The organism is Pseudomonas sp. RC4D1 (genome assembly GCF_018390395.1).
GTDB lineage: Bacteria > Pseudomonadota > Gammaproteobacteria > Pseudomonadales > Pseudomonadaceae > Aquipseudomonas > Aquipseudomonas danubii.
On the sequence record NZ_JAHBAW010000001.1, the window covers coordinates 2525001 to 2549310 of the forward strand.

At 59.4% G+C, this 24310-nt stretch carries 24 protein-coding genes (1 of these 24 running past the window's edge); 9 read left to right on the forward strand and 15 right to left on the reverse strand.

Going from position 1 to position 24310, the window contains the following annotated elements; all coding sequences use genetic code 11:
- From msrQ to mrcB, 9 genes are all read right to left on the reverse strand, one after another.
- Window positions 1–345 carry the 5' portion of a protein-methionine-sulfoxide reductase heme-binding subunit MsrQ gene (gene msrQ, locus KHO49_RS11635; RefSeq protein WP_213665036.1) on the reverse strand. Its footprint begins 276 nt before the window's first position, so the window shows 345 of its 621 coding nt (coding positions 1–345); its start codon is at window positions 343–345; its stop codon lies off the left edge, out of view.
- The gene (gene msrP, locus KHO49_RS11640) at window positions 345–1358 is read right to left on the reverse strand and encodes a protein-methionine-sulfoxide reductase catalytic subunit MsrP (protein WP_213665037.1); all 1014 of its coding nucleotides are present in this window, start codon (window positions 1356–1358) and stop codon (window positions 345–347) included. Before msrP ends, msrQ begins: the two co-directional genes overlap by 1 nt.
- 63 nt (window positions 1359–1421) lie before the next feature.
- Window positions 1422–2279, reverse strand: a complete 858-nt coding sequence (gene pssA, locus KHO49_RS11645) for a CDP-diacylglycerol--serine O-phosphatidyltransferase (RefSeq protein ID WP_102865505.1) — start codon at window positions 2277–2279, stop codon at window positions 1422–1424.
- A gap of 148 nt (window positions 2280–2427) precedes the next feature.
- Complete coding sequence (gene ilvC, locus KHO49_RS11650) at window positions 2428–3444, reverse strand: ketol-acid reductoisomerase (RefSeq protein ID WP_007959661.1); 1017 nt, start codon at window positions 3442–3444, stop codon at window positions 2428–2430.
- A 45-nt stretch (window positions 3445–3489) separates the two neighbouring features.
- Complete coding sequence (ilvN, locus tag KHO49_RS11655) at window positions 3490–3981, reverse strand: acetolactate synthase small subunit (RefSeq protein ID WP_016964842.1); 492 nt, start codon at window positions 3979–3981, stop codon at window positions 3490–3492.
- Between the two features lie 2 nt (window positions 3982–3983).
- The gene (locus KHO49_RS11660) at window positions 3984–5708 is read right to left on the reverse strand and encodes an acetolactate synthase 3 large subunit (protein ID WP_213665038.1); all 1725 of its coding nucleotides are present in this window, start codon (window positions 5706–5708) and stop codon (window positions 3984–3986) included.
- A 549-nt stretch (window positions 5709–6257) separates the two neighbouring features.
- Window positions 6258–6593, reverse strand: a complete 336-nt coding sequence (locus KHO49_RS11665) for a YqcC family protein (RefSeq protein WP_102882215.1) — start codon at window positions 6591–6593, stop codon at window positions 6258–6260.
- Complete coding sequence (locus KHO49_RS11670) at window positions 6593–7339, reverse strand: tetratricopeptide repeat protein (RefSeq protein ID WP_110652102.1); 747 nt, start codon at window positions 7337–7339, stop codon at window positions 6593–6595. The genes KHO49_RS11665 and KHO49_RS11670 overlap by 1 nt, the downstream gene beginning before the upstream one ends.
- A 16-nt stretch (window positions 7340–7355) precedes the next feature.
- Window positions 7356–9677 carry a penicillin-binding protein 1B gene (gene mrcB / locus KHO49_RS11675; RefSeq protein WP_110597059.1) on the reverse strand — a complete coding sequence of 774 codons (2322 nt, stop codon included), beginning with the start codon at window positions 9675–9677 and terminating at the stop codon, window positions 7356–7358.
- Window positions 9678–9793: 116 nt separating this feature from the next.
- On the opposite strand from mrcB, the gene KHO49_RS11680 reads away from it, so the two are divergent.
- The 4 genes from KHO49_RS11680 to KHO49_RS11695 all read left to right on the forward strand — a co-directional run bounded on the left by KHO49_RS11680 (window position 9794) and on the right by KHO49_RS11695 (window position 13086).
- A complete protein-coding gene (locus tag KHO49_RS11680) occupies window positions 9794–11350 on the forward strand; it encodes a bifunctional aminoglycoside phosphotransferase/ATP-binding protein (protein ID WP_110597060.1) in 1557 nt (518 codons plus the stop codon).
- A gap of 92 nt (window positions 11351–11442) precedes the next feature.
- Entirely contained in the window at window positions 11443–11787 is a 345-nt protein-coding gene (locus tag KHO49_RS11685; protein WP_102882219.1) for a pentapeptide repeat-containing protein, read from the forward strand.
- Window positions 11788–11993: 206 nt separating this feature from the next.
- Complete coding sequence (locus KHO49_RS11690) at window positions 11994–12266, forward strand: TfoX/Sxy family protein (protein ID WP_011063495.1); 273 nt, start codon at window positions 11994–11996, stop codon at window positions 12264–12266.
- Between the two features lie 13 nt (window positions 12267–12279).
- Window positions 12280–13086 (forward strand): Crp/Fnr family transcriptional regulator, encoded by an 807-nt coding sequence (locus tag KHO49_RS11695; RefSeq protein ID WP_102882220.1) that lies wholly within the window; start codon window positions 12280–12282, stop codon window positions 13084–13086.
- 227 nt (window positions 13087–13313) lie between these two features.
- On the opposite strand, the gene KHO49_RS11700 is transcribed toward KHO49_RS11695, so the two are convergent.
- The 4 genes from KHO49_RS11700 to KHO49_RS11715 are packed head-to-tail and all read right to left on the reverse strand — an operon-like array spanning window position 13314 to window position 16875.
- Window positions 13314–14177, reverse strand: coding sequence for a ChaN family lipoprotein (locus KHO49_RS11700; RefSeq protein WP_213665039.1), 864 nt, complete (start codon window positions 14175–14177; stop codon window positions 13314–13316).
- A gap of 21 nt (window positions 14178–14198) precedes the next feature.
- Window positions 14199–14966 carry a heme ABC transporter ATP-binding protein gene (locus KHO49_RS11705; protein WP_213665040.1) on the reverse strand — a complete coding sequence of 256 codons (768 nt, stop codon included), beginning with the start codon at window positions 14964–14966 and terminating at the stop codon, window positions 14199–14201.
- Window positions 14966–16003 carry a FecCD family ABC transporter permease gene (locus KHO49_RS11710; protein WP_213665041.1) on the reverse strand — a complete coding sequence of 346 codons (1038 nt, stop codon included), beginning with the start codon at window positions 16001–16003 and terminating at the stop codon, window positions 14966–14968. The genes KHO49_RS11705 and KHO49_RS11710 overlap by 1 nt, the downstream gene beginning before the upstream one ends.
- Complete coding sequence (locus KHO49_RS11715; protein ID WP_213665042.1) at window positions 16000–16875, reverse strand: heme/hemin ABC transporter substrate-binding protein; 876 nt, start codon at window positions 16873–16875, stop codon at window positions 16000–16002. The genes KHO49_RS11710 and KHO49_RS11715 overlap by 4 nt, the downstream gene beginning before the upstream one ends.
- Before the next feature lie 218 nt (window positions 16876–17093).
- Between KHO49_RS11715 and KHO49_RS11720 the strand changes: the two genes are divergently transcribed.
- Window positions 17094–17411: a Rieske (2Fe-2S) protein gene (locus tag KHO49_RS11720; protein WP_123390457.1), complete on the forward strand. Its 318-nt coding sequence runs from the start codon at window positions 17094–17096 to the stop codon at window positions 17409–17411.
- 2 nt (window positions 17412–17413) lie between these two features.
- Here the strand turns inward: KHO49_RS11720 and sfsA are convergent, their stop codons facing one another.
- Both sfsA and KHO49_RS11730 read right to left on the reverse strand, forming a co-directional pair.
- Entirely contained in the window at window positions 17414–18121 is a 708-nt protein-coding gene (gene sfsA, locus KHO49_RS11725; protein WP_110652097.1) for a DNA/RNA nuclease SfsA, read from the reverse strand.
- On the reverse strand, window positions 18121–19293 hold the full coding sequence (locus tag KHO49_RS11730) for a pyridoxal phosphate-dependent aminotransferase (protein WP_102865492.1): 1173 nt from the start codon (window positions 19291–19293) through the stop codon (window positions 18121–18123). The genes sfsA and KHO49_RS11730 overlap by 1 nt, the downstream gene beginning before the upstream one ends.
- 339 nt (window positions 19294–19632) lie before the next feature.
- Here KHO49_RS11730 and dksA point away from each other — a divergent pair, with 339 nt between their 5' ends.
- The 4 genes from dksA to KHO49_RS11750 all read left to right on the forward strand — a co-directional run bounded on the left by dksA (window position 19633) and on the right by KHO49_RS11750 (window position 24302).
- Window positions 19633–20073 carry an RNA polymerase-binding protein DksA gene (gene dksA, locus KHO49_RS11735; RefSeq protein WP_011063504.1) on the forward strand — a complete coding sequence of 147 codons (441 nt, stop codon included), beginning with the start codon at window positions 19633–19635 and terminating at the stop codon, window positions 20071–20073.
- A gap of 140 nt (window positions 20074–20213) precedes the next feature.
- Window positions 20214–21110 (forward strand): tRNA glutamyl-Q(34) synthetase GluQRS, encoded by an 897-nt coding sequence (gene gluQRS / locus KHO49_RS11740; RefSeq protein WP_213665043.1) that lies wholly within the window; start codon window positions 20214–20216, stop codon window positions 21108–21110.
- A gap of 77 nt (window positions 21111–21187) precedes the next feature.
- Window positions 21188–21364, forward strand: a complete 177-nt coding sequence (locus tag KHO49_RS11745) for a hypothetical protein (RefSeq protein WP_003176118.1) — start codon at window positions 21188–21190, stop codon at window positions 21362–21364.
- Window positions 21348–24302, forward strand: a complete 2955-nt coding sequence (locus KHO49_RS11750; protein ID WP_213665044.1) for a sensor histidine kinase — start codon at window positions 21348–21350, stop codon at window positions 24300–24302. The genes KHO49_RS11745 and KHO49_RS11750 overlap by 17 nt, the downstream gene beginning before the upstream one ends.
- Window positions 24303–24310 lie beyond the last annotated feature (8 nt).

Sequence of the window (24310 nt, forward strand, 5' to 3'; positions counted from 1 at the left end):
ACCGACAAAGATATATGGCCGCTTGCGCAGCTCTACGCCCAACTGCGACCAATCCAAACCGAGAATGAATACGCCGTAGGCACACAAGTGCAACACGACATAGGCGAAACACCACAACCCTAACTGCCTGCGCACCGCTATCCAACCCGCCCACCCAGTAAGACGCTGCAACGGCGTCATACTTAAGGTGATCAACAGCAACACCAGCGTACCCAAGCCCAGACGATCAACCAAAACCTTACCGGGGTCTGGCCCCAACACCGAAGCCCAGGCCTCATACAGCCAATACAGGGGCCAGACAGCCGCAGCAATAAAGACGACGACACGCCAGAACGAATAACGCATCAGTAATTCTTCCGAAGGTCCATGCCGCTATATAGAGAAGCAACCTCATCCGAGTAGCCGTTGAACATCTGCGTTTCTCTTACGTTAGGACTGAACAGCCCACTCGGCAGACGACGCTCCCGCGCCTGAGTCCACCGAGGATGATCAACAGCCGGGTTCACATTTGCGTAAAAACCATACTCGTTGGCCGCAATGCTCTGCCATGTAGTCTTCGGCTGCTCACTGACCAGGCTGATACGCACAATCGACTTCACACTCTTGAAGCCATACTTCCAAGGCACCACCAGTCGCAGAGGCGCACCATTCTGGTTAGGCAGCTCACGCCCATACATCCCTACCGCAAGAATTGCCAATGGATGCATCGCCTCATCAAGACGCAAGCCTTCGACATAGGGCCAGTCGATCAAGGCAAAACCGGAACGCTGACCCGGCATGCTCTTAGGGTCCTGCAGTGTTTCAAAACGAATGAACTTGGCTTTACTGGTTGGCTCCACCTGCTTGAGCAACGCAGAGATTGGAAAGCCTATCCAGGGAATCACCATCGACCAGGCTTCTACACAGCGAAGTCGATAAATACGCTCCTCCAGCGAGTAGGGCTTCATGAAATCTTCGAGGGTATAGCGTCCAGGTTTGGCGACCTCACCATCAACCACCACACTCCATGGTTCGGTCTTGAGCGCACCCGCGTTGGCCGCCGGATCCCCCTTGTCCGTACCGAACTCATAGAAGTTGTTGTAGTGGGTCGCATCCTTGAAAGGCGTGATCGCCTCTCCCTTGACTGTTACGGCTTGCCACCGGGTGTTGGTCAGCTTGTCAGAGAACCATGCAGGCGCACGGCCGGGCTCCACGTCGGCGTAACGCGCCACATCCTGCGCAACTGCCCAACGCGGCAAACCGGCAAAAGCGATGCCTGCAACCGCACCACCCAGCAAGCTGCGTCGAGAGAGATAAAGAGATTCAGGCGTGACATCCGACTCATTGCAGTCGGACGCTTTGGGGAATTTGAACAACATGGCAACTCCGCAGTATTGGAGGACAGATGTACCAATAGACTGCGGAGTATGGAGGAAATTACATCACTCGGCGCTTTTGCGGCGACGCAGGTGCAACAGGTACTGGATAGGGCCCGAAGCCGCATAAGCCAGGAACACCAGCAGCAGAATACGTGGCGGATCGCTGAACACCACGGCAAACACCAGCACTACTGCCAGAATCGCTACAAAGGGTACCCGCCCTTTCAGATCCAGGTCCTTGAAGCTGTTGTACTTGATATTGCTGACCATCAACATGCCTGCCGCCGCCACCATCAGCGCCACCAGAAACGACATCTTCGAACCCTGGATACCGTAGTCACTGAAAGCCCAGACAATACCGGCCACCACACCCGCCGCCGCAGGGCTGGCCAGGCCAATGAAGTAACGCTTATCAGCAGTTCCCACCTGAGTGTTGAAACGTGCCAGGCGCAGTGCAGCACCCGCCACATAGATAAAGGCGACCATCCAGCCGACCTTACCCATATCGCCAAGAGCCCAACCGAAGGCAAGCAATGCCGGCGCTACGCCAAATGCAACCATATCCGACAGTGAATCGTACTCGGCGCCGAAAGCACTTTGGGTATTGGTCATACGAGCTACACGCCCATCCAAACCGTCAAGGACCATAGCGACAAAGATCGCAATAGCGGCAAAGGCAAAGTACTTGCTCGCCCCCGCCGTGTCCCCGGCACTCAGCGCACTCTGGGCACTCATGGAACTGATAATGGAATAGAACCCCGCGAACAGGTTCGCAGTGGTGAACAGATTCGGCAGAAGATAGATACCACGATGCCGGACTTTACGGCCTTCAGCGTCATGCCCTTCTTCGACATGCTCATCGATCGGTAGCAGGCTTTCGGCGTCAGAGGCCTGGTTTGGCTCTTCGGGACGTTCGCTCATGGACAAATACCTTGCAACGGTGTGAAAAGTTTCGACAGATACCCCAGGGCCGTGATTCGGCCACAAAGGATCCAGCTTTATACCAGAACCTACCCGTCCAAACGAAAAAACGCGGCCTAGGCCGCGTTTTCTCTGACAAGGCTCGAACTTAGTTCTTGGCTTTGTCGACGATTTTGTTGGCACCGATCCACGGCATCATCGAACGAAGTTGCTCACCGATGATTTCGATACCGTGAGCAGCGTTGTTACGACGCTTGGCGGTCATCGATGGGTAACCGGTAGCACCCTCGCTGATGAACATCTTCGCGTACTCACCGTCCTGGATGCGCTTCAGAGCGTTGCGCATGGCCTGACGGGATTCGGCGTTGATAACTTCTGGCCCAGTCACGTACTCGCCGTATTCGGCGTTGTTGGAGATCGAGTAGTTCATGTTGGCGATACCGCCTTCGTACATGAGGTCAACGATCAACTTCAGTTCATGCAAGCATTCGAAGTAGGCCATTTCCGGCGCGTAGCCAGCTTCAACCAGGGTTTCGAAACCGGCTTTGACCAGCTCAACGGTACCGCCACACAGAACAGCCTGCTCGCCGAACAAGTCGGTTTCAGTCTCGTCCTTGAAGGTGGTTTCAATGATGCCGGTACGACCACCGCCCACGCCAGCAGCATAAGACAAGGCTACGTTCTTGGCATTGCCGGAAGCGTCCTGATAGATAGCGATCAGATCAGGAATACCGCCGCCCTTGACGAACTCGGAACGCACGGTGTGGCCTGGAGCCTTCGGCGCGATCATGATCACGTCGAGGTCAGCACGTGGAACAACCTGGTTGTAGTGGATCGCGAAGCCGTGGGAGAAGGCCAGGGTGGCGCCCTTCTTGATGTTCGGCTCGATTTCATTCTTGTACAGCTGGGACTGGAACTCGTCCGGGGTCAGGATCATGACCAGGTCGGCGCCGGCAACGGCTGCAGCAACGTCGGTCACTTTCAGGCCATGAGCCTCAGCCTTGGCAACAGTGGCCGAGCCTTTGCGCAGGCCTACAGTCACGTCAACACCGGAGTCTTTCAGGTTGCAAGCTTGAGCGTGGCCCTGGGAACCGTAACCGATAATGGCAACTTTCTTGCCCTGGATGATCGACAGGTCGCAGTCTTTATCGTAGAAAACTTTCATGAATTTCCCCTATATCAGGCCGTTCCGGCCATTCGCTAATTTGAGTTAGATGCTCAGTACTTTGTCGCCACGGGCAATCCCGGTGACACCACTGCGTACGGTTTCCAGAATCGACGCGGTGCCGATCGATTGAATGAAACTGTCGAGCTTGTCGCTGGTACCGGTCAATTGAACGGTATACACGCTGGCGCTGACATCAACGATCTGCCCACGGTAAATATCGGTAGTGCGCTTGACCTCGGCGCGCTGTGCACCAGTGGCCTTGATCTTGACCAACATCAGTTCGCGCTCGATGTGAGCACTTTCCGAAAGGTCCACCAGCTTCACCACCTCGATCAACTTGTTCAGGTTCTTGGTGATCTGCTCGATGATCTCATCATGACCAACCGTGGTGAGGGTCAGACGCGACAGGGTCGGGTCTTCAGTCGGTGCCACGGTCAAGCTTTCAATGTTGTAGTTACGCTGAGAGAACAGACCAACTACGCGAGACAAAGCGCCCGGTTCGTTTTCCAAAAGCAAGGAAATGATGTGCCGCATGATTAAGTACGCTCCGTCTTGCTCAGCCACATATCGCGCATAGAGCCGTCTTTGATCTGCATCGGATAGACGTGCTCGCTGGTATCGACCTGGATATCGAGGAATACCAGGCGATCCTTCATGGCGAACGCTTCTTCCATCTTCGGCTTCAGATCCTTCAGATCCGTGATACGCATGCCCACGTGCCCATAGGCCTCAACCAGCTTGACGAAGTCAGGCAGCGACTCCATGTAGGAGTGCGAGTGACGGCTGCCGTAGCTCATGTCCTGCCATTGGCGCACCATGCCCAGCACACCGTTGTTCAGGTTAACGATCTTGACCGGCAGACCGTACTGCAGGCAGGTGGACAGCTCCTGGATATTCATCTGGATACTGCCCTCGCCGGTGACGCAGGCGACATCATTATCCGGAAAGCTCAACTTGACGCCCATGGCTGCCGGGAAACCGAAGCCCATGGTGCCCAGGCCGCCGGAGTTGATCCAGCGATTGGGCTTGTTGAACTTGTAATACTGCGCCGCGAACATCTGGTGCTGGCCCACGTCGGAGGTGACAAAGGCATCGCCCTTGGTCACTTCGCACAGGGTCTCGATCACCGTTTGCGGCTTGATGATGCTGCCGTCGCCCTTGTCGTAAGGGAACAGGCCGCGATCACCATGCCACTCGTCGATCTGCTTCCACCAGCTGGCGACCGTGTCCTTGTTCGGGGTCTCGCCGATTTCCTTGAGCGCCGCGACCATTTCGGTCAGGACACTTTCCACAGGCCCCACGATAGGCACGTCAGCCTTGATGGTCTTGGAGATGGAAGCAGGGTCGATGTCCACATGAATGATCTTGGCGTTCGGGCAGAACTTCGGTGCACCGTTGATAACCCGGTCATCGAAGCGCGCGCCTACTGCAAGAATCACGTCAGCGTGGTGCATGGTCAGGTTGGCCGTGTAGCTGCCGTGCATGCCGAGCATGCCGACGAACTGTCGGTCAGTACCTGGATAGGCGCCCAAGCCCATCAAGGTATTGGTCACTGGCAGATTGAGCATCTTGGCCAGTTCGGTGAGCGGTGCAGAGCCGCCACCAAGGATCACGCCGCCGCCTGCATAAAGCACAGGTCGCTTGGCCGCCAGGAGCATCTCTGCCGCCTTGCGGATTTGCCCGGAATGACCACGGACAGCTGGGCTGTAGGAGCGCAGCTTGGCTTTCTTGGGGAAAACGTATTCGAACTTTTCAGCCGGGTTGGTCATGTCCTTCGGGATATCGACCACTACCGGACCGGGACGACCGGACTGCGCCAGGTAGAAGGCTTTCTTCATGACTTCCGGGATTTCCGAAGCGTGCTTGATCATGAAGCTGTGCTTCACGATCGGCCGGGAGATACCGATCATGTCGGTTTCCTGGAACGCATCGGTACCGACCATGGTGCTAGGCACCTGACCGGAAATGATCACCATTGGAATCGAGTCCATATAGGCGGTGGCAATACCGGTAATGGCATTGGTCGCGCCCGGGCCGGAAGTCACCAGTACCACACCGGCTTTACCGGTGGCACGAGCGTAGCCGTCAGCCATATGGGTTGCCGCTTGTTCGTGACGAACCAGGATGTGAGTCACTTCCGGCTCTTTGAACAGGGCATCGTAAACATGAAGGAGAGCACCACCTGGGTACCCGTAGATATATTTGACGCCTTCGTCACGCAAAAAGCGGACGAGCATCTCACCGCCAGATAAAAGCTCCACGTTGTTCACCTCTAAAACGCCAGAATACCGCCCTCAAAAGGGAGCGGGTCTTAATAGGTTTACTTCTCAGCAGAGCATGAGCGACGGTGGTCGCCGACTACGTCAGCACTGACTGAGCAAGTATTGGGAGCGCCCCAAAGTGTTGCGGGGTTTTCCCACCCAGCGCGAGGTAACGCGTTGCGGGTGTAGCACTTCGGCGCGGATGTGCGCCTCATGATCTGCTGAGTGGGTCTGCTTCTGGCAGTCCCTCTACAGCGGACTTTGGATTCTTCTGTTTCGTTCTCTTCAAGTCAAGTCGTCTATGTAGTTAATTCGAACTAAGCGCATGAGAACGCAAGAAAAAACCCAAAAACAACCACTGCCTGCACTTCGATTGCGCAATATTCGACAAGCAACTCAGAAATGCGCACCTTGACTTTGGTCATCGGCCTATAGACAGGGACTGGTCAAGGCTGCCGGCAGAACGGCAAGAAGAGCGCTAGGAAGAGGTGAGGAGGACGGTGCCTGGCATCCGAAGGCGACTGCCAGGCACACCCGGCAGTCTCGGATTCAGCGGGTGGCCGCGATGAGCTGATCGAACTCTTTGAGCAACATTCGCAACTGCAGATCGCGCCCCTGCATCGGCCGGGTGGAGAACACCATTTCGGCCATTTCCTGGATACCGGAGGCATTGGGCAGCGGCAGGTCCTGCTCCAGGATCACCTTCATGCGCGGCAGAAAGATCCACTGCAGCCACTGCTCGAAATCCAGCGTATCCACGGCAAAAGGCTGAGTACTGGCCAGAGCCTCGGCACTGGGTGCTATCTCGTCCCACAGCCCCTGCACGCGCAACTCACGCTCGATCAGCAGCAACTGCTCGGCGATCTTGGGAAAACGCACATCCATCACAGCGAGACTCGGGCTTTCTGCCGTGCCTGGGCGGCACCAGCTGCATCACCCTGTTTCTCCCGTGCCTGGGCGATCAACTCCCACAAACTCGCCTGAAGATCGGGACGACCATTGGCAAAACTCAGACCGCGACGAGCAAACTGTTCGGCTTGCGGCGCATCGCCCTGGGCCATGCGCACCTGAGCCAGGCGGTACAACACCTGCGGCTCACGTGGAGCAACACGCTGCGCCCGCTCGAGGCTGGAAGAAGCACCGTTCAGGTCACCACTGGACTGCTGCTGTTGCGCAGTGGTTAGCAACGCTAGCACCGGACCGTCCAGTTGCTCATCAGCAGACAGGCCACCGGCACGTGCCGAAGGGATGCCACTGGGCGTGGAAGGCATGTTGTAGGTACCCTGGTTGATCGGCGCCGGCTGATAGCCGGAGCCGTCCACCGGACCCGGGGTAATAGGCCCGGAGGTAATAGGCCCCGGAGTAATCGGCGAGCTGCTGATCGGCGCCGAAGCCGTTGCGCCACCACCCGGAACCATCACCACCACCCCGGAGTCCTCCGGAATCGCCTGTGCTTGAGCTTGCGCCGGACGCTTGATCGTCGTCTGTCGAAAGCCTCCGGAGGCAGAAATCCGCTCACTGTTGGACACGGCCGTGCCGGAGTCCACGACGGGAATGGAGCCGCGCTGCACACTGGCGCAACCGTTGAGCAACGCCAGAGCTGTAATAGCTGGAACCCACCACTTGTTCACGTCAAACCCTCATCGCTTAGTTCATCCAGCCCTTGACCCAATCCATCACATCGCTACCTGCCGGGGTTTCACCACCGCAGGAGGCGCCGGGAGGCGGTTCGCTGCCGCGAATATACGGCATCTGTACAGCCCCCGGACAGTTGGCATCGGAGCCCTGTCCGGTACGCGAATCGACCCAGGCTTGAACCACGTTGTCCGGCTGCGGCATATCCAGCGGCAGCGGATCGGCCTTGCGCATGAAACTGGTCCACACCTGCAAGGCACCCGTGGCGCCGGTAAACGGCGTCTTGCCATTATCGTCACGACCCAGCCAGACCACCGCCAGCAGGTCCTGGCTAAAGCCCGCGAACCAGCTGTCACGGGAGTCGTTACTGGTGCCGGTCTTGCCCGCAAGCGCCAGGGTCTTGGGCAATACGTTGTAAACCGAGCTACCCGTGCCTTCGCGCATCACACGCTGCATCGCACTCTGGATCAGGTAGATAGACCCAGCATCGAATCGCTGCTGAATCTGGAACGGATAGCGCTTGAGCGGTTCGCCTTCGGCCGTCAATACGCTGCGAATGCCGCGCATTGGCGTATTGAAACCGCCATTGGCCAGGGTCTGGTACATGGTCGCCACTTCGATCGGGCTCATGCCACCGGCTCCCAGCAGCATCGAGGGGAACGCCGGGAACTCCCGGGTAACGCCCAGGCGCCCCAGGGTTTTCAGGACGTTGGGTACGCCTACTTCCAAGCCAAGTCGCGCGGTGGACAAGTTGTAGGAATGGGCCAGGCCCTGGTACAGGAAAACGGTGCCATGGGAACGACGGTCGTAGTTCTGCGGCTTCCACACCTGGCCGTCAGCCCCCTTCACCGAGAAAGCCTCATCGGAAAGCCAACTGGTCAGGGTGTACTGGCTGGGCTTTTCCAGAGCCGTCAGGTAGACCGCAGGCTTGATCAGCGAGCCAATTGGACGCACTGCGTCCAATGCCCGATTGAACCCGGCGAAGCTGGCTTGACGACTGCCGATCATGGCCTGGACTTCGCCGGTTTCCGGATTGGTCACCACCATGGCCGCTTCAACGTCTTCCGACCCCTTGCGTCCAGCCAGGCGTTTGAAGGTATCGTTGACCGAAGCCTCAGCCTTCATCTGCAGGATGGGATCGAAACTGGTGAAGATTCGCAGCCCTTCTTCAGTCAAGTCTTCGTCGCGATAATCTTCTCGCAACTGGCGCTTAACCAGGTCGAGGAAGCCTGGGAACGAGCTGTCAGCCAGGCTGCCGCGCTTGGTCACGCCCAATGGCATTTTTTTCGCAGCTTCAACCTGCTCGGCAGTGGCCACACCCTGTTGCTCAAGCAGGTCGAGCACCAGATTGCGCCGTTCCAGAGCACGCTCCGGATAACGCCGCGGATTGTAATAGGAAGGACCTTTGACCATCCCCACCAGCAGCGCTACCTGATGCAATTTGAGTTCGGACAGCGGCTGGCTGAAGAAGAACTGGCTGGCCAAACCGAAACCGTGCACCGCTCGCTGACCATCCTGGCCGACAAAAACCTCGTTGAGATAGGCCTCGAGAATCTCGCGCTTGTCGTAATGCAGTTCCAGCAGCAGCGCCATCATGGCTTCATTGAGCTTTCGCGACAGGCTGCGTTCACTGGTCAGGAAGAAGTTCTTCACCAACTGCTGGGTCAGGGTGCTGCCACCCTGGCGCATCTGGCCCGACGAAGTGTTGACCCAGATCGCCCGGGCAATCGACTTCGGTGACACCCCGAAGTGCGAATAGAAGTCACGGTCTTCCACCGCCACCAGGGTTTCCAGCAGGTAGGGGGGAACCTGATCGATCTTGATCAGGATCCGGTCCTCCAGGTTTTTCGGGTACAGGCCACCGATCAGCAGCGGCTCCAGCCGCACGACCGCAAGCTTGGCGCCCTTACTGCCGGACAGCTCCGCCACATAGTCACCGGAGAAACGCACGCGAACCGGCTGCGCCTGCTCCAATCCTTCATAGAACTGGAAGCCACGGGTATTCAGATCGACAGTGTTGCCGCTGACCGCAGCAGCACCGGGACCGTTGGCGACACTTTCGCGGCGATAGCCCAGGGCATCGAGCTCCGTCAGAAAGTCCTCCTTGCTAAGCTTTTGTCCGACGAACAGCTCCAGCGGACGGGCGTAGACCTTGGCCGGGATAGTCCAGCGCTTGCCGGAGAATTTTTCCTGGACCACAGCATCGAGGTAAACCGCAAAGCCAGCGAGCACTACCAAGCCGACCAAACTGAGCTTGAGCGCCCAGCCCAGCCAGGGGCGCAGGCCACCAGAGGGAGTTTTTTTAGCGGAACGAGGGGATCGGGTACGAGTCATGGCGGCGGATTATACGCACTTTATTCATCCTCAACATGCGCCACCCGAGGTTTGCGTTACCCCTCCCAGCGGCCATAATGACGCCCTCGATTTTCCCCGACTCTGAAGGATCGCCTGTGAGCCAGTCACTGATCGCCGCCCTGCAAAACCCCGCTTTGTATCCTCATCCCGTAGAAGGGTTTCAGGTCATCGAAACCCACATCTCCTGGGTACTGCTCACCGGTCCCTTTGCCTATAAAGTGAAGAAGCCAGTGAATTTCGGGTTCCTCGATTTCACCAGCCTGGATGCCCGGGAGCATTTCTGCGGTGAAGAGCTGCGCCTGAACCAGCGCCTGACCCAGGACCTGTACCTGGAAGTCCTGCCGATCACCGGTAGCGCCGAAGCACCAGAGCTGGGCGGCAACGGCCCGGTCATCGAATACGCGCTGAAAATGCGCCAGTTCCCCCAGAGCCAATTGCTCAGCACCTTGCAAGCCAATAGCGAACTGACCACCGCGCACATCGACGAGCTGGCCAAGCAGATCGCCGAGTTCCACCTCAGCGCCCCCAAGGTCCCGGCCGCCCACGAAGCCGGTACACCGGAAAGCGTAATGGCGCCAGTACGCCAGAACTTCGAGCAGATACGCCCCTTCCTCAGCGATAAGGCCGACCTGCAGCAGCTCGAAGCCCTGGAGGCCTGGGCCGAGGCTAGTTTCGAACGCCTCAAGCCACTGCTGGCCCAACGCAAGAGCGAAGGCTTTATCCGTGAGTGCCACGGTGATATCCACCTGGGCAACGCCACCCTTATCGACGGCAAGGTGGTGATTTTCGACTGCATCGAATTCAACGAACCCTTCCGTTTCACTGACGTCTATGCCGACACCGGTTTCCTCGCCATGGACCTGGAAGATCGCGGCCTGAAAAGCCTGGCGCGGCGTTTCATCAGCCAGTACCTGGAACTGACTGGTGACTATCAGGGCCTGGAACTGCTGAACTTCTACAAAGCCTACCGTGCTCTGGTACGCGCCAAAGTCAGCCTGTTCAGCATGCCGGCCGATGCCACTCCGGTGCAGCGCGCCACCACCCTGCGCCAATACCGCAACTACGCCAACCTGGCGGAAAGCTACAGCACCATTCCATCACGCTTCCTGGCGATCACCTCGGGCGTCTCGGCCGTTGGCAAAAGCCGCGTAGCCATGCGTCTGGTGGAGGCACTGGGCGCCGTTCGCCTGCGCTCTGATGTGGAACGCAAGCGTCTGTTCGGCGAGCAACAAGTGCCGAACGACCCTCACGCCGGTATCTACAGCAGCGAAGCCAGCAGCGCCACCTACACCCGCCTGCATGAAATTGCCGAAACTATTCTGCGCGCTGGTTTCCCAGTCGTGATCGACGCTACCTACCTCAAGCGCGCGCAGCGGGATGCCGCAGCCAAGGTGGCCGAAGCCACCGGCACCCCTTGCCTGATCATCGACTGCAACGCACCCGAGGCCGTGGTCGCCAGCTGGTTGGCTCAACGTCAAGCCGATCAGAACGATCCTTCCGATGCCACTCTGGAAGTGATCGCCACCCAGCAAGCCACGCGTGAGGCCCTGACCGACGAAGAGCTGCTACGCAGCAAGCGTATCGAAACCAATGAAAGCGGTAGCCTGGATGCTCTGGTTGCCAACATTCGTCAGCGCCTCCCAGGCCTGTAAGCAGTAATTTCAGCCGTGAAGTGCAAAGACTTCACGGCTGAAAAATAGTGGCACTATACTGGCGTCATAAATCCAACACTGGTGACGTCGCCATGAGCCAACCGAAACTTCTGGATACTCCGCTTTACGCCCTGCTGCATAAAGACGACATCGTCGGTTTCAACCGCGAACGTCCAAAGGATCAACCCATCGACATGCGTGGCGGTGACTTCCGCGGCCTCGACCTGCGACAGTTGAACGCTCAGGGCATCGACTTTACTGACGCCTACTTCCGTTCCGCCGATCTGCGTGGCCTGGACCTGCGCAATGCCACCATGGAAGGCGCCAGCCTGGCCCATGCGCAAATCTCTGGCGCCTACTTCCCGGTAGAACTGACTGCCGACGAAATCCTCATGTCAGTCAACTTCGGTACCCGCCTGCGTTACAACACCCGCTGAAAGCCCCTGCACTGCTCTGTCCGGCGCCCAACTGCGCGCCGGACCCGTGACATCCCCATTGCTCCCTTACCCTCGCTGCCTCGCCCTGACACCCCCTCCTTAGAAGCATTTGCGCCAAACCCGACCAAAGAACAGCGCGTTTTCTACTGAGCGCTACACTCCTTTGAGGCTGCCCACTCACCATTCGGCCATCGCCAGGAGGCTTAATGAATGATGAACTGCAACATTTGAAGAACCTTGGCAAGACCTCCGCACAATGGCTGCATGCAGTGGGCATCCATAGTGCTTCGGACTTGCGCCGCCTGGGCGCGGTAGACGCCTATCGGGCGGTGCGCACCCGCGGCTTTCGCGCCTCTAAAGTCCTGCTATACGCCATTGAAGGAGCCTTGATGGACATGCACTGGAACGACCTTCCTGCTGAACGCAAAGAGGCGTTGAACAAACAGCTGGACGCCATTTCCTCTCGCCACAAAAACTGACTGGCAGAACCTTATGTACCTGATGGGGGAGCAACCGGCCTACGCCGATGCCTTGATCAATCGTCTGCAAAGTATCCCGACGCAGCTACTGGCGGGACTTTCACCCAGCGGTTCAGCCCTGGAATTTGAAGCTGTAGCAGACCTGTCCAGCGCACTGCCCGGTCACCAACTGTTCCTCCTCGACAGCGGCGTGATCCAGGCCAGCGTTGACGAACGACCACTTTTTTACCTGCATGAAGGCGATCTGGTGGGGTTGCGTCGGGGTATCGAGCAACCACAGTGGCACTTGAGCAGCGACACACCACTGATATTGACCCCCTATTTGCGGACCGACGTGTTCCGGCATATCTACGCCGACGAACAGCGCTCGGAACTGTTGCTGCAATACCTGATTGGCCAGACCGCCCTACTCTCTGATGCAGTAGCACGCTTGAAACCTCCGGAATTACGCAGCAGCAACGGCTTCAAACGGGTAGCTTCCGGCGAAGTACTGATTGCTCAGGGGGATGAGGCGGATCATGTGTTCGTGATTCTCGAAGGGCACGCCCAAGCCTTTGTCGATGGCCACAAAGTTGGCGATGTACCCAAGGATGAGATTTTTGGCGCCATGGCGGTCTTCACCGGAGAGAAACGCAGCGCCAGTGTGATCGCCAGCGAGCCGAGCACGATCATGCTGATTCCCAAGGAGCAGTTCCTCAGCCTGACCCAGAGCAATCCACGCATCGCCCACAGCCTGATCGAGAGCATGGCAAGGCGCATCGACCTGCTGAACAAGGAAGTGACCCGTCTCATGGCCTTGAACAGCCCGAGCCAAGATTGAACGAGCAGAGGATCCAAACAAGCGTTTAGCGAAATATGCGAAAACTGAAAAAGCTTTGTTGACTTCGAAATGAGAATCGTTATGATTATCACAACTGGTCGCGAGATCAGTCGATAACCTGGAAGACCAGTGGTTCGGACTCTCAGATTATCTCCTCATCAGGCTAATCACGGTTATTTGACCCGGCTCTTGCCGGGTCTTTTTTTGCCTGTGAAAAAGTGAGCCATTCAAGGTTTCAATTGCGCACAGTAATCCTTGGGTGGCTGGGGTGGCGTGTACCAGACGTAATCGGCCGATGCCGGGGAAACCTCACTTCCCTGCTCCGCCAGAATCAGCACCACAACTTCCTGCCCCTGATCCAGATCAGCCATGTGCAAGGGCACCCCAAGATCCCGGCGCCCATGAAAAGATCCGGCAAACAGCAAGGCTGGAGTCGGGGCCGCCAGCAGTCGCTCGGCCATGCGCCGATCCCGCTGTTGCTGCACCGCCAGCATGGACGGCACCTGGCTTTCGGGCAGTAGGCCGCAGTGGGACTCGCGAATTTGCGCGGACAATAGCTGAGTCACTGGGCGGGCATTGCTCCGCGCCCCGGACAGAACAGGCGCTTGTGCATAAATCCTGCGCACGTCCTGAGTATCCAGATTGGCTGCCAGCAATGGATAGGGCTGCTTCAACGCATAACCCACCAGCGGACCGTAGAGACTCCAGTCCCAACCCGGTTGCCAGGCCAGCGTAGCGGGTAGTCCATCAGGCAAACGCCGCCCATCAAGGGACCGCTTGACCTCATCGACTTTTGATTGCTGATCCGGATTGAGCATTTCCAACAAAAGACTGCCCTGTTGCCGCTCCGCGGACATAGAGCGCAAGAGCCAGAGCTGCAACGCGTGATGATCGGCGTTGTCATGCTGCTCACCGACTATCAGCCTGGGCGCCTGTGCCAGGCGTTCAACCAGCTCGCCAGGGCTCAGCGCCTCACCATTGTGCAGATCAATAATGTTGCCTGGCTCCTGCGCAACCGGCGGCGGCAGCGTTTCCGGCATGCTGTGACAGGCCGCCAGCAACAGGGCCAGCAGTAGCGAGAGTGCACGCATCAGGTCTCTCCGTGTGTCAGATCAACGGGCAATGATCAACGGATGCCCGCGTTCAGGGTGCTGCTGCACCAGAACCTCCAGGCCGAACACCGCTTGCAACGGCTCGGAACGCAGCACCTCGGCTGGCGTACCCAACGAATGCGGGCGTCCGCCTTCAAGCAGCAATACCCGATCACAGTAGCGCGCCGCCAGATTCAGGTCATGGAGGATAATCAGCACCGCCGCGCCGCGATCGGCAAACTCCCGGACGGCCTGCAAGGTGATGTGTTGATGCAACGGATCGAGGGCAGACGTGGGCTCATCCAGCAACAGGTTGTGTCCACTCTGTCCTGGCCACAATTGCGCCAGGACCCGCGCCAGATGCACCCGCTGCCGCTCTCCACCCGACAACGCCAGGTAGCTGCGCCCCGACAGATGCATCACATCGGCCGCCTCCAGCGCAGCACTGACTATCTGTGCGTCACGCACGCGACCACTCTGATGGGGCAAGCGCCCAAGCCCCACCACTTCCTCGACCCGAAAAGCGAAGTCCAGACTCGACGCCTGAGGCAACACCGCCAGACGTTGCGCCCGCAATGTACCCTGCCACTGCGCCAACTCTTGCCCATCCAGCGACACTCGGCCCTGGTGGGCCGCCAACTCTCCACTCATGGCTCCGAGCAGGCTGCTTTTACCGGCGCCATTGGGTCCAAGCACCCCCAATACCTGGCCCGGCAACAATTGCAGGTCCACGCCGAACAGAACATCTTTACCACCACGGCGGACATGCAGATTCTCGACCCGCAGCATCAGGCGCGCCCTCGCAACAACAGGTACAAAAAGAACGGCGCGCCGATAAAAGCGGTGACGATACCGATGGGTAATTCGGCTGGTGCCAGCGCCAGGCGCGCCACCAGGTCAGCCAACAACAACAAGCTGGCCCCCGCCAGGATCGATGCCGGAAGCAAGGTGCGATGATCCGGCCCCGACAGCAGGCGCACCAGATGAGGCACCACCAACCCGACAAAACCTATCATCCCCGCTGCAGCCACGGCAGCTCCCACACCCAGGGCAGTACAGAACACCAGTTCGCGCTTGAGCACTTCGACATCGATCCCCAGGTGCTTGGCCTCGGACTCGCCTAGCAGCAGCGCATTCAATGCCTTGGCCCGACGAGGCAGCCACAGAGCCACCGCCGCCGTTACCAGCAACAGCGGCCACAGCCGCTGGTAGCTGGCACCGTTCAGGCTGCCCAGGTTCCAGAAGGTCAAGGTTCGCAAGGTGGCGTCATCCGCCAGGTAGGTGAACAAGCCCACGGCCGAGCCGGCCAGGGCCGTCAAGGCTATTCCCGCCAGCAACATGGTCGCCACATGAGTCTGGCCGTTGCGCCGGCCAAGTCGATAGACCAGTGCTGTCACTCCCAGGCCCCCCAGAAAGGCACAGAGTGAAAGCAGATAAGGACCAATAGCTTCCGGTACACCGCCGAACATCGAGCCGCCGACAATGGCGATCGCCGCGCCCAACGCCGCCCCACTGGACACCCCCACCAACCCCGGGTCCGCCAGGGGATTGCGAAACAGTCCCTGCATGGCCACGCCAGACAGCGCCAACACGCCCCCCACCGCAAGGCCAAGCAAGGTCCGCGGCAGGCGGATCTGCCCGAGGATCAGCTCCGCCTGCTCCAGCCCCTGCCCATTGATCGGTATTCCAAGCAAGCGCAGGGCGGCGCGCAAGGTATCGAACAGGGGCAGGCTGACCGGCCCCAAGGCCAGTGACAGCCAAATAGCCAGGAGGCACAGGGCTCCCAACCCGAGAAACAGCGTTCTAGGTTTGACCAGACGACTCATTGGGCCGACTTGGCCTGGGGGTAGAACACTGCCGCCAGGCGCTTCAGGCTATCCGGCAACCGAGGCCCCAAGCCCCCCACCAGCAAGGTCGGATCCAGTTCGACCACCCGCCCAGCCTTGACCGCCGCAGTAGACGCCAGCACCGGGTTTTCCTTGAACAGCGCAGCACGGGCCGCGTCGCCGCTCAGACTGCGATCGGAAAACACCAGGACTTGCGGACTCAAGCCGGCCAAGGACTCCACCGAAAACGGCTTGTAGCCGGTATGGGTCGCCAAGTTGTGCCCACCGGCCTGCTGCAGGAGCCAGTCCGCCGCAGTGTCCTTGCCGGCAATCAGCGGTTTACCGCCAGCATGCCCCAGCAGCAGCAATACTCCCGGCGCCGCCTGGGCCTTCTGTGCCTCACTGACCCAGGCGTGTTGCTGTTCAAGCTGCTTTTGATAGTACTGAAACAGCTCTGCGGCTTGCGCATCGCGGCCCAGTAGTTGCCCCAGATGCCGCAAAGTGTGCTGCAAGGTAGGAAGATCGGCCTGGGCAGAAAACAGCTCGACCTTGACCCCGGCGCTACGAATCTGTGACAGCACCGGCGGCGGGCCCATTTCTTCTGTACCCACCAGAATCTGCGGCCGCAGGCTCAGGATCCCTTCCGCCGATAGCTGTCGTTGATAGCCAATGCTGGGCAGCGCCTTGAGTGATGCCGGATGCTGGCTGGTGGTGTCGACCCCCACCAGCTTCGACTCCGCGCCCAGAGCTGTTACCCACTCAGACAAGGCCCCACCCGCACTGACCCAACGCTGCGGCAATTCATCGGCGGTGGCCCACTGGCTCACCAGCATTCCGGCACAGAACGCAATGGCGCTGGCACTCAGGCGCATAAGTACATTTCCTTTATAGACGTGGGGCCCGCGAAGCAACTGTCCATGTGACATGCCAGGCAGAGCAGGCATCGAAATGAGCAAGCACCCCGTGTCGGGCGAGGCGGCCATTTGATAATTGTTTTCATTTAGCAGTCAAGCGTCGACATGTTTCATCCTGCCGCCACGGAAAAACTGTGACAGCCTTAGCGCAGAGCCTTCGGACCAAGAGGATAGACATGAAATTTCTTTGCGCCGGGAGTGACCTTCCCGAGACCGGTAGCCGGGGTTTCCAGCTTGCGGGCTTGAAGCTCTTTGCCGTGCGCCGTGAGGGGCAGGCCTACGTGTATGCCAATCAGTGCCCGCACCGAGGAGTGCCTCTGGAATGGCAACCTGATCAGTTCCTCGATCCCAGCGCCAGCCTGATCCAGTGCGCCACCCATGGCGCACTGTTTCTGATCGAGAGTGGCGAATGTGTGGCAGGGCCATGCGCCGGGCAATTCCTGAGGGCTATCGACTGCAGGGAAGACAGTCAGGGTATCTGGGTCGATCTTTAACCCTAAAACAGCACCTCTAGGCGCCGATCGATAGAGACTTCCTGCGCAGTCAGGCGAACGCCATAAGCCAGCACCTCGACACCGGCCGCTACCGCCTCCCTCAGGGCTACGGCATACCCCGGATCAATCTCCTCTGCCGGACGCACTGCTTCTATACCCGAGAGATTGACGCAATACAGCTGAACCGCACGTACCCCCTCCCGAGCCAGGCTTGCCAGTTCACGCAAGTGCTTGGCGCCGCGCTGGGTCACCGCATCGGGGAACGCCGCTACTGCGCAACCATCGAACCCCAGAGTGACACTCTTGACCTCGACATAGGCCGGACCGCCCGGGTAATCCAGGCGAAAATCGATGCGACTGTTCTCCTGCCCATAAGGCACCTCGCGCTTCAACCCGGTGAAGCCGTTCAATTCATTGATCAGCCCCGCCCTCAACGCCTCTTCAACCAGGCTGTTGGCCCGCCCGGTATTGACGCAGGCCAGACGACCTTGAGGCGTTTCACTGATTTCCCAGGTGCCCGGCAGCTTGCGCTTGGGGTCGTTGGAACGGCTGAACCACACCTGCCCGCCTTCAACCATGCAATTGAACATTGAGCCGGTATTGGGACAGTGAATCGTCATCTGTTCGCCCGCAGCGGTTTCGATGTCTGCCAGGAAACGCTTGTAGCGACGCAGCAGACGCCCTTCTTCCAAGGGAGGATCGAAGCGCATCAGCCTTGCCAGCTCTGCAGGCCACGGGAGATACGCTGTACCGCTTCCTGGAGGCGCTCCAGGCTCTGGGTGTAGGCGAAACGCACATGGTGTCCCGCCTGGTGACGACCGAAATCCAGGCCGGGAGTGAAGGCCAAGTGCTCGGTCTCCAGGAAGTGCCGGCAGAAAGCAAAGGCATCACCACCAAAAGCGCTGATATCGGCGTACAGATAGAAGGCTCCTTCAGGCTCCACGGCGATACCAAAGCCCAACTCGCGCAAGGCCGGGAGCAGGAAATCCCGGCGGCGCCCGAATTCGGCACGACGCTCCTCCAGCATGCTGATGGTTTGCGGCTCGAAACAGGCCAGAGCAGCGTACTGGGCCATGCTCGGCGCACTGATGTAGAGGTTCTGCGCCAGTTTCTCCAGCTCACCCACAGCCGCAGGCGGTGCCACCAGCCACCCCAGGCGCCAACCGGTCATGCCGAAATACTTGGAAAAACTATTCAGGACGAAAGCGCTGTCATCCACTTCCAGCACGCTGGCGGCATCAGTGCCATAGGTCAGGCCGTGGTAGATCTCGTCCACCACCAGATGTCCGTTGCGAGCCTTGATCGCAGCGGACAGGCCCGCCAGTTCATCACGACTGAGCACAGTCCCGGTAGGGTTCGCCGGGGAAGCAACCAGGGCGCCGACGCTGTCCTGATCCCAGTAACGCTCCACCAAGTCAGGAGTCAGTTGATAACGCACATCCGGCCCTACCGGCACCAACTGCGCAGCACCTTCCACCAGACGCAGAAAATGCCGGTTGCACGGATAGCCCGGGTCAGCCAGCAGCCAGTGCTTGCCCGGGTCCACCAGCAGGCTGCTGGTCAGCAGCAACGCACCAGAACCTCCGGGAGTGATCATGATCCGCTCGGGGTCGATATCCAGGCCATAACGCTGCTGGTAGAAACCGGAGATTGCCCCACGCAGCTCCGGGATACCTCGCGCCGCGGTGTAACGAGTCTTGCCGGCGCTCAAGGCCGCCTGCCCGGCCTTGATGATCGGCTCGGCGGTGGTGAAGTCCGGCTCGCCGATCTCCAGGTGAATCACATCATGTCCGGCGGCCTGCAACTCATTGGCGCGGGCCAGCAGGGCCATGACATGGAAAGGTTCGATAGCGCGACTGCGCGCACTGTAGGGCAGAGCCATTAGCCTTCCTTTATTCGAGGGGGAGCAAAAGTCCGATTCTACCCATCCAGTGAAGCTCGGGAGAACCCAACCCCATCCATGCGGTCTGTTGCCTTGCGCCAACTGGTGCAAACAGAAACCGCAGATTTGACTAAAATCAACGATTGAGCGGACCGATCTGCAAGCCATGCCAGAGTTTTCCCGTGTCTACGGACTGCGACTGGACGCAGGCTCGACAACCGGGAGTAGCGCGCTCTGGTTTGATCTGGTAAGTTCGCCCGCTTGCAGCCGCAGGGCCGGCAAGTGTCGGAGATGGAGCAATCCTGCGCAATGGATTACAAGAGTAGAGGCGGTCCATTCATGCCCACCCAAGCAAAGCAACAGATTCAATCGATCAGCGGTTTTGAACCTTATGTTGAAACTGCGGGCGAAGAGTACATGGGCAAGCCCATGCGTGAGCACTTCACCAAGATCCTGAACAAGTGGAAACAGGATTTGATGCAGGAAGTCGACCGCACTGTTGATCACATGAAAGATGAAGCGGCCAACTTCCCTGACCCGGCCGACCGTGCCAGCCAGGAAGAAGAGTTCAGCCTTGAACTGCGCGCCCGTGATCGTGAGCGCAAGTTGATCAAGAAGATCGACAAGACCCTGCAACTGATCGAAGACGAAGAATACGGCTGGTGTGAATCCTGTGGTGTCGAGATCGGCATCCGCCGACTGGAAGCCCGCCCAACCGCCGACATGTGCGTTGATTGCAAGACCCTGGCGGAAATCAAGGAAAAACAAGTCGGCAAGTAATCGCCGGCCTGAACCTGAAACGGAGCGTATACACGCTCCGTTTTCGTTTCCGCCTTGCGCTGTAGAAGCGAGCTCACTCGCGAAAGCAATCCCCCCGTTCCTGTCATCACTGCGGGGCCAGCCCCGATAGCATCCTGCCCATGACTGCCTCCACATCTGCTTCATACATCGGACGCTTCGCCCCCACCCCCAGCGGCTACCTGCATTTCGGCTCGCTGGTTGCAGCCCTTGCCTCCTATCTGGATGCCCGAGCTGTCGGCGGCCGCTGGCTGGTGCGCATGGAAGACCTCGATCCGCCCCGGGAAGAGCCCGGCGCCCAGGCAGCGATCCTCAAGGCCCTGGAATGCTACGGTTTCGAATGGGACGGTGACATGGTCCGTCAGAGCGAACGCCACACTGCCTATGCCGAGGTGCTCAACCGCTTGTTCAACCAGGGCCTGGCCTATGCCTGTACCTGTTCACGCAAACAGCTGGAGCCCTACCACGGCATCTACCCGGGCCTGTGCCGCAACCTCGGCCATGCCCGAGAGCATGCAGCGATCCGCCTGCGCGTGCCGGAGCTGGAGTACCGCTTCACCGACCGGGTCCAGGGCGAGTACCGCCAGCACTTGGGCCGGGACGTGGGGGACTTCGTGATCCAGCGCCGGGATGGCCTCTATGCTTATCAACTGGCAGTGGTGCTGGATGACGCGTGGCAAGGCATCACCGACATCGTCCGTGGTTCTGACCTGTTGGACTCCACACCGCGTCAGTTGTACTTGCAGGAATTGCTGGGGCTGCCTCAGCCGCGCTACCTGCATGTGCCGCTGATCACTCAGCCGGACGGCCACAAACTGGGCAAGTCCTACCGCTCGCCACCACTGAGCGAAGATCAGGCGCCGCCCTTGCTATTGCGAGCGCTGCGGGCCCTGGGGCAGACAGCGCCAAGCGAACTGGCCGATGCCAGCGTGGCAGAGATCATGCGCTGGGGTACTGCGCACTGGGATGCACGCTTGATTCCACGCACACTGAGCGTGCCGGAAGCCCAATTGAGCTGACGCCCCTTGCAGCTTGGCGCCCATCCGTTACCATCGCCGCACGTTTTCGGGCACGCACACAATAAAGAGAGGCCGAGATGTACATCTATCGCTTGGTCCTGCTCCTGGTAGTGGGGATCTATCTGTTCTCCCCCGCCATCATGGATTGGTGGATCGATGCTACTGGCGCCTGGTATCGCCCGTATCTGCTCTGGCTGATTCTGATCGTCGTGACCTTCATCCTGCAGAGCCAAAAAGATGCCGATGAGCTTTAGCCTGACCCAGATGATCCTGATCAGCGCCGCCTACTTGCTGGTGCTGTTCGGGGTGGCCTGGATCAGTGAGCGCGGCATGATTCCGCGCTCGATCATTCGCCACCCACTGACCTACACCCTGTCGCTGGGGGTCTATGCCAGCGCCTGGGCCTTCTACGGCACGGTGGGCCTGGCCTATCAGTACGGCTACGGGTTCCTCTCCAGCTACCTGGGGGTGTCCGGGGCCTTCCTGCTGGCGCCGGTGCTGCTCTATCCGATCCTGAAGATCACCCGCACCTATCAACTGTCATCCCTGGCGGACCTCTTCGCCTTCCGTTTCCGCAGCACCTGGGCCGGCGCCCTGACCACCATCTTCATGCTGGTGGGAGTCCTGCCCTTGCTGGCCCTGCAAATCCAGGCAGTAGCCGATTCCATTGGCATCCTCACCCATGAACCGGTGCAACATCGAGTAGCGCTGAGCTTCTGCGCGCTGATCACCCTGTTCACGATTTTCTTCGGTTCACGGCACATCGCTACCCGGGAGAAACATGAAGGCCTGGTGTTCGCCATTGCCTTCGAATCGGTGATCAAGCTGATCGCCATCGGCGGTGTCGGCCTGTATGCGCTGTACGGGGTCTTCGATGGTCCGCAACAGCTGGAACTCTGGCTACTGCAGAACCAGACCGCCCTCGCCGCGCTGCACACCCCACTGCAAGAGGGCCCGTGGCGCACCTTGCTGCTGGTGTTCTTCGCCTCGGCGATCGTCATGCCGCACATGTACCACATGACCTTTACCGAAAACCTCAACCCCCGAGCCCTGGTCAGCGCCAGCTGGGGGCTGCCGCTGTTCCTGCTGCTGATGAGCCTGGCGGTGCCGCTGATTCTCTGGGCCGGACTCAAGCTCGGCGCCACCACCAACCCGGAATACTTCACCCTGGGCATAGGTATCGCCGCCAACAGCCCAGCCCTGGCGCTACTGGCCTATGTCGGCGGACTCTCGGCCGCCAGCGGTCTGATCATCGTCACCACGCTGGCCCTGTCGGGGATGGCCCTGAACCATCTGGTGCTGCCGCTTTACCAGCCCCCCGCAGAAGGCAACATCTATCGCTGGCTGAAGTGGACCCGTCGCGCCCTGATCGTCGCCATCATCATGGCCGGCTACGCCTTCTACCTGCTGCTGGGAGCCGAACAGGACCTGGCCAACCTGGGAATTGTCGCCTTCGTCGCTACCCTGCAATTTCTTCCCGGCGTGCTTTCGGTGTTGTACTGGCCGACCGCCAACCGTCGGGGCTTCATTGCCGGGCTGCTGGCGGGGATCCTGGTCTGGCTGGTGACCATGCTGCTGCCTCTGATCGGCAACCTGCAGGGTTTCTATATCCCGCTGCTGAACATGATTTACGTCCTCGACGACACGAGCTGGCACATGGCAGCCATCGCCTCGCTGGCAGCCAACGTACTGATGTTCACCCTGATTTCGCTGTTCACCAACGCCAGTACCGAGGAAACCAGCGCCGCCGAAGCCTGCGCAGTGGACAACGTGCGCCGACCGCAGCGCCGGGAACTGCATGCGGCCTCACCTCAGGAGTTCGCCACCCAACTGGCCAAGCCGCTGGGAGCCAAGGCCGCGCAAAAGGAAGTGGAGCAAGCCTTGCGCGACCTGTATCTGCCTTTTGACGAACGCCGCCCCTATGCCTTGCGACGTCTGCGTGACCGTATCGAGGCCAACCTGTCCGGCCTGATGGGACCGAGTGTCGCCCAGGACATGGTGGAAACCTTCTTGCCCTACAAGGCCGGCGGAGAAAACTATGTCACCGAAGACATCCATTTCATCGAGAGCCGCCTTGAGGACTACCACTCACGCCTGACCGGCCTGGCCGCCGAGCTCGATGCCCTGCGCCGTTACCACCGACAAACCCTGCAGGAACTGCCCATGGGCGTCTGCTCCCTGGCCAAGGATCAGGAAATCCTCATGTGGAACAAGGCCATGGAGGAGTTGACCGGCATTCCCGCTCAGCATGTGGTGGGATCGCGCCTGAGCACCATCACCAATCCATGGAAAGACCTGCTGCAGGGCTTTATCAACTTGCCGGACGAGCACTTGCACAAGCGGCATCTGGCCCTCGACGGCCAGACTCGCTGGCTGAACCTGCACAAGGCGGCCATCGACGAGCCGTTGGCTCCGGGTAATAGCGGCCTGGTGTTACTGGTGGAAGACCTGACCGAAACCCAGACCCTGGAAGACAAGCTGGTGCACTCCGAACGCCTGGCCAGTATCGGACGCCTCGCTGCCGGGGTGGCTCACGAGATCGGCAATCCGATCACCGGCATCGCCTGTCTGGCGCAGAATCTGCGGGAGGAGCGCGAGGAAGACGGTGAGCTGACGGAAATCAGTGAGCAGATCCTCGAACAGACCAAGCGCATTTCGCGCATCGTCCAGTCACTGATGAGCTTTGCCCACGCCGGTAGCCATCAGCACAACGACGAAGCCGTCTGCCTGGCCGAAGTTGCCCAGGACGCCATTGGTCTCCTGGCCTTGAACCGGCGCAATTTCGAAGTGCAGTTCTTCAATCTGTGCGATCCCGACCACTGGGTCGATGGTGATCCGCAGCGGCTGGCGCAGGTACTGATCAACCTCCTGTCCAACGCCCGCGACGCCTCTCCTCCCGGCAGCGCGGTACGCGTCAAGAGCGAGGCTTTCGAACACACGGTCGATCTGATCGTGGAAGACGAAGGCAGCGGCATTCCCAAGAACATCATGGACCGATTGTTCGAACCGTTTTTCACCACCAAGGACCCTGGGGAAGGTACCGGACTGGGCCTTGCACTGGTCTATTCCATCGTTGAAGAGCATTATGGACAAATCACCATCGACAGCCCGGCCGATCCACAAAGCCAACGCGGCACCCGTATTCGGGTGACCTTACCGCGTCATGTCGAAGCGACGTCCGCTGTGAACTGAGACCGTCG

What these genes read in the sequence shown, in the direction of transcription:
- msrP (WP_213665037.1), bottom strand. Translation starts at nt 1,358, where the DNA reads ATGTTGTTCAAATTCCCCAAAGCGTCCGACTGCAATGAGTCGGATGTC.
- pssA (WP_102865505.1), bottom strand. Translation starts at nt 2,279, where the DNA reads ATGAGCGAACGTCCCGAAGAGCCAAACCAGGCCTCTGACGCCGAAAGC.
- ilvC (WP_007959661.1), bottom strand. Translation starts at nt 3,444, where the DNA reads ATGAAAGTTTTCTACGATAAAGACTGCGACCTGTCGATCATCCAGGGC.
- ilvN (WP_016964842.1), bottom strand. Translation starts at nt 3,981, where the DNA reads ATGCGGCACATCATTTCCTTGCTTTTGGAAAACGAACCGGGCGCTTTG.
- KHO49_RS11665 (WP_102882215.1), bottom strand. Translation starts at nt 6,593, where the DNA reads ATGGATGTGCGTTTTCCCAAGATCGCCGAGCAGTTGCTGCTGATCGAG.
- mrcB (WP_110597059.1), bottom strand. Translation starts at nt 9,677, where the DNA reads ATGACTCGTACCCGATCCCCTCGTTCCGCTAAAAAAACTCCCTCTGGT.
- KHO49_RS11685 (WP_102882219.1), top strand. Translation starts at nt 11,443, where the DNA reads ATGAGCCAACCGAAACTTCTGGATACTCCGCTTTACGCCCTGCTGCAT.
- KHO49_RS11690 (WP_011063495.1), top strand. Translation starts at nt 11,994, where the DNA reads ATGAATGATGAACTGCAACATTTGAAGAACCTTGGCAAGACCTCCGCA.
- KHO49_RS11695 (WP_102882220.1), top strand. Translation starts at nt 12,280, where the DNA reads ATGTACCTGATGGGGGAGCAACCGGCCTACGCCGATGCCTTGATCAAT.
- KHO49_RS11700 (WP_213665039.1), bottom strand. Translation starts at nt 14,177, where the DNA reads ATGCGTGCACTCTCGCTACTGCTGGCCCTGTTGCTGGCGGCCTGTCAC.
- KHO49_RS11705 (WP_213665040.1), bottom strand. Translation starts at nt 14,966, where the DNA reads ATGCTGCGGGTCGAGAATCTGCATGTCCGCCGTGGTGGTAAAGATGTT.
- KHO49_RS11710 (WP_213665041.1), bottom strand. Translation starts at nt 16,003, where the DNA reads ATGAGTCGTCTGGTCAAACCTAGAACGCTGTTTCTCGGGTTGGGAGCC.
- KHO49_RS11715 (WP_213665042.1), bottom strand. Translation starts at nt 16,875, where the DNA reads ATGCGCCTGAGTGCCAGCGCCATTGCGTTCTGTGCCGGAATGCTGGTG.
- KHO49_RS11720 (WP_123390457.1), top strand. Translation starts at nt 17,094, where the DNA reads ATGAAATTTCTTTGCGCCGGGAGTGACCTTCCCGAGACCGGTAGCCGG.
- sfsA (WP_110652097.1), bottom strand. Translation starts at nt 18,121, where the DNA reads ATGCGCTTCGATCCTCCCTTGGAAGAAGGGCGTCTGCTGCGTCGCTAC.
- KHO49_RS11730 (WP_102865492.1), bottom strand. Translation starts at nt 19,293, where the DNA reads ATGGCTCTGCCCTACAGTGCGCGCAGTCGCGCTATCGAACCTTTCCAT.
- dksA (WP_011063504.1), top strand. Translation starts at nt 19,633, where the DNA reads ATGCCCACCCAAGCAAAGCAACAGATTCAATCGATCAGCGGTTTTGAA.
- gluQRS (WP_213665043.1), top strand. Translation starts at nt 20,214, where the DNA reads ATGACTGCCTCCACATCTGCTTCATACATCGGACGCTTCGCCCCCACC.
- KHO49_RS11745 (WP_003176118.1), top strand. Translation starts at nt 21,188, where the DNA reads ATGTACATCTATCGCTTGGTCCTGCTCCTGGTAGTGGGGATCTATCTG.
- KHO49_RS11750 (WP_213665044.1), top strand. Translation starts at nt 21,348, where the DNA reads ATGCCGATGAGCTTTAGCCTGACCCAGATGATCCTGATCAGCGCCGCC.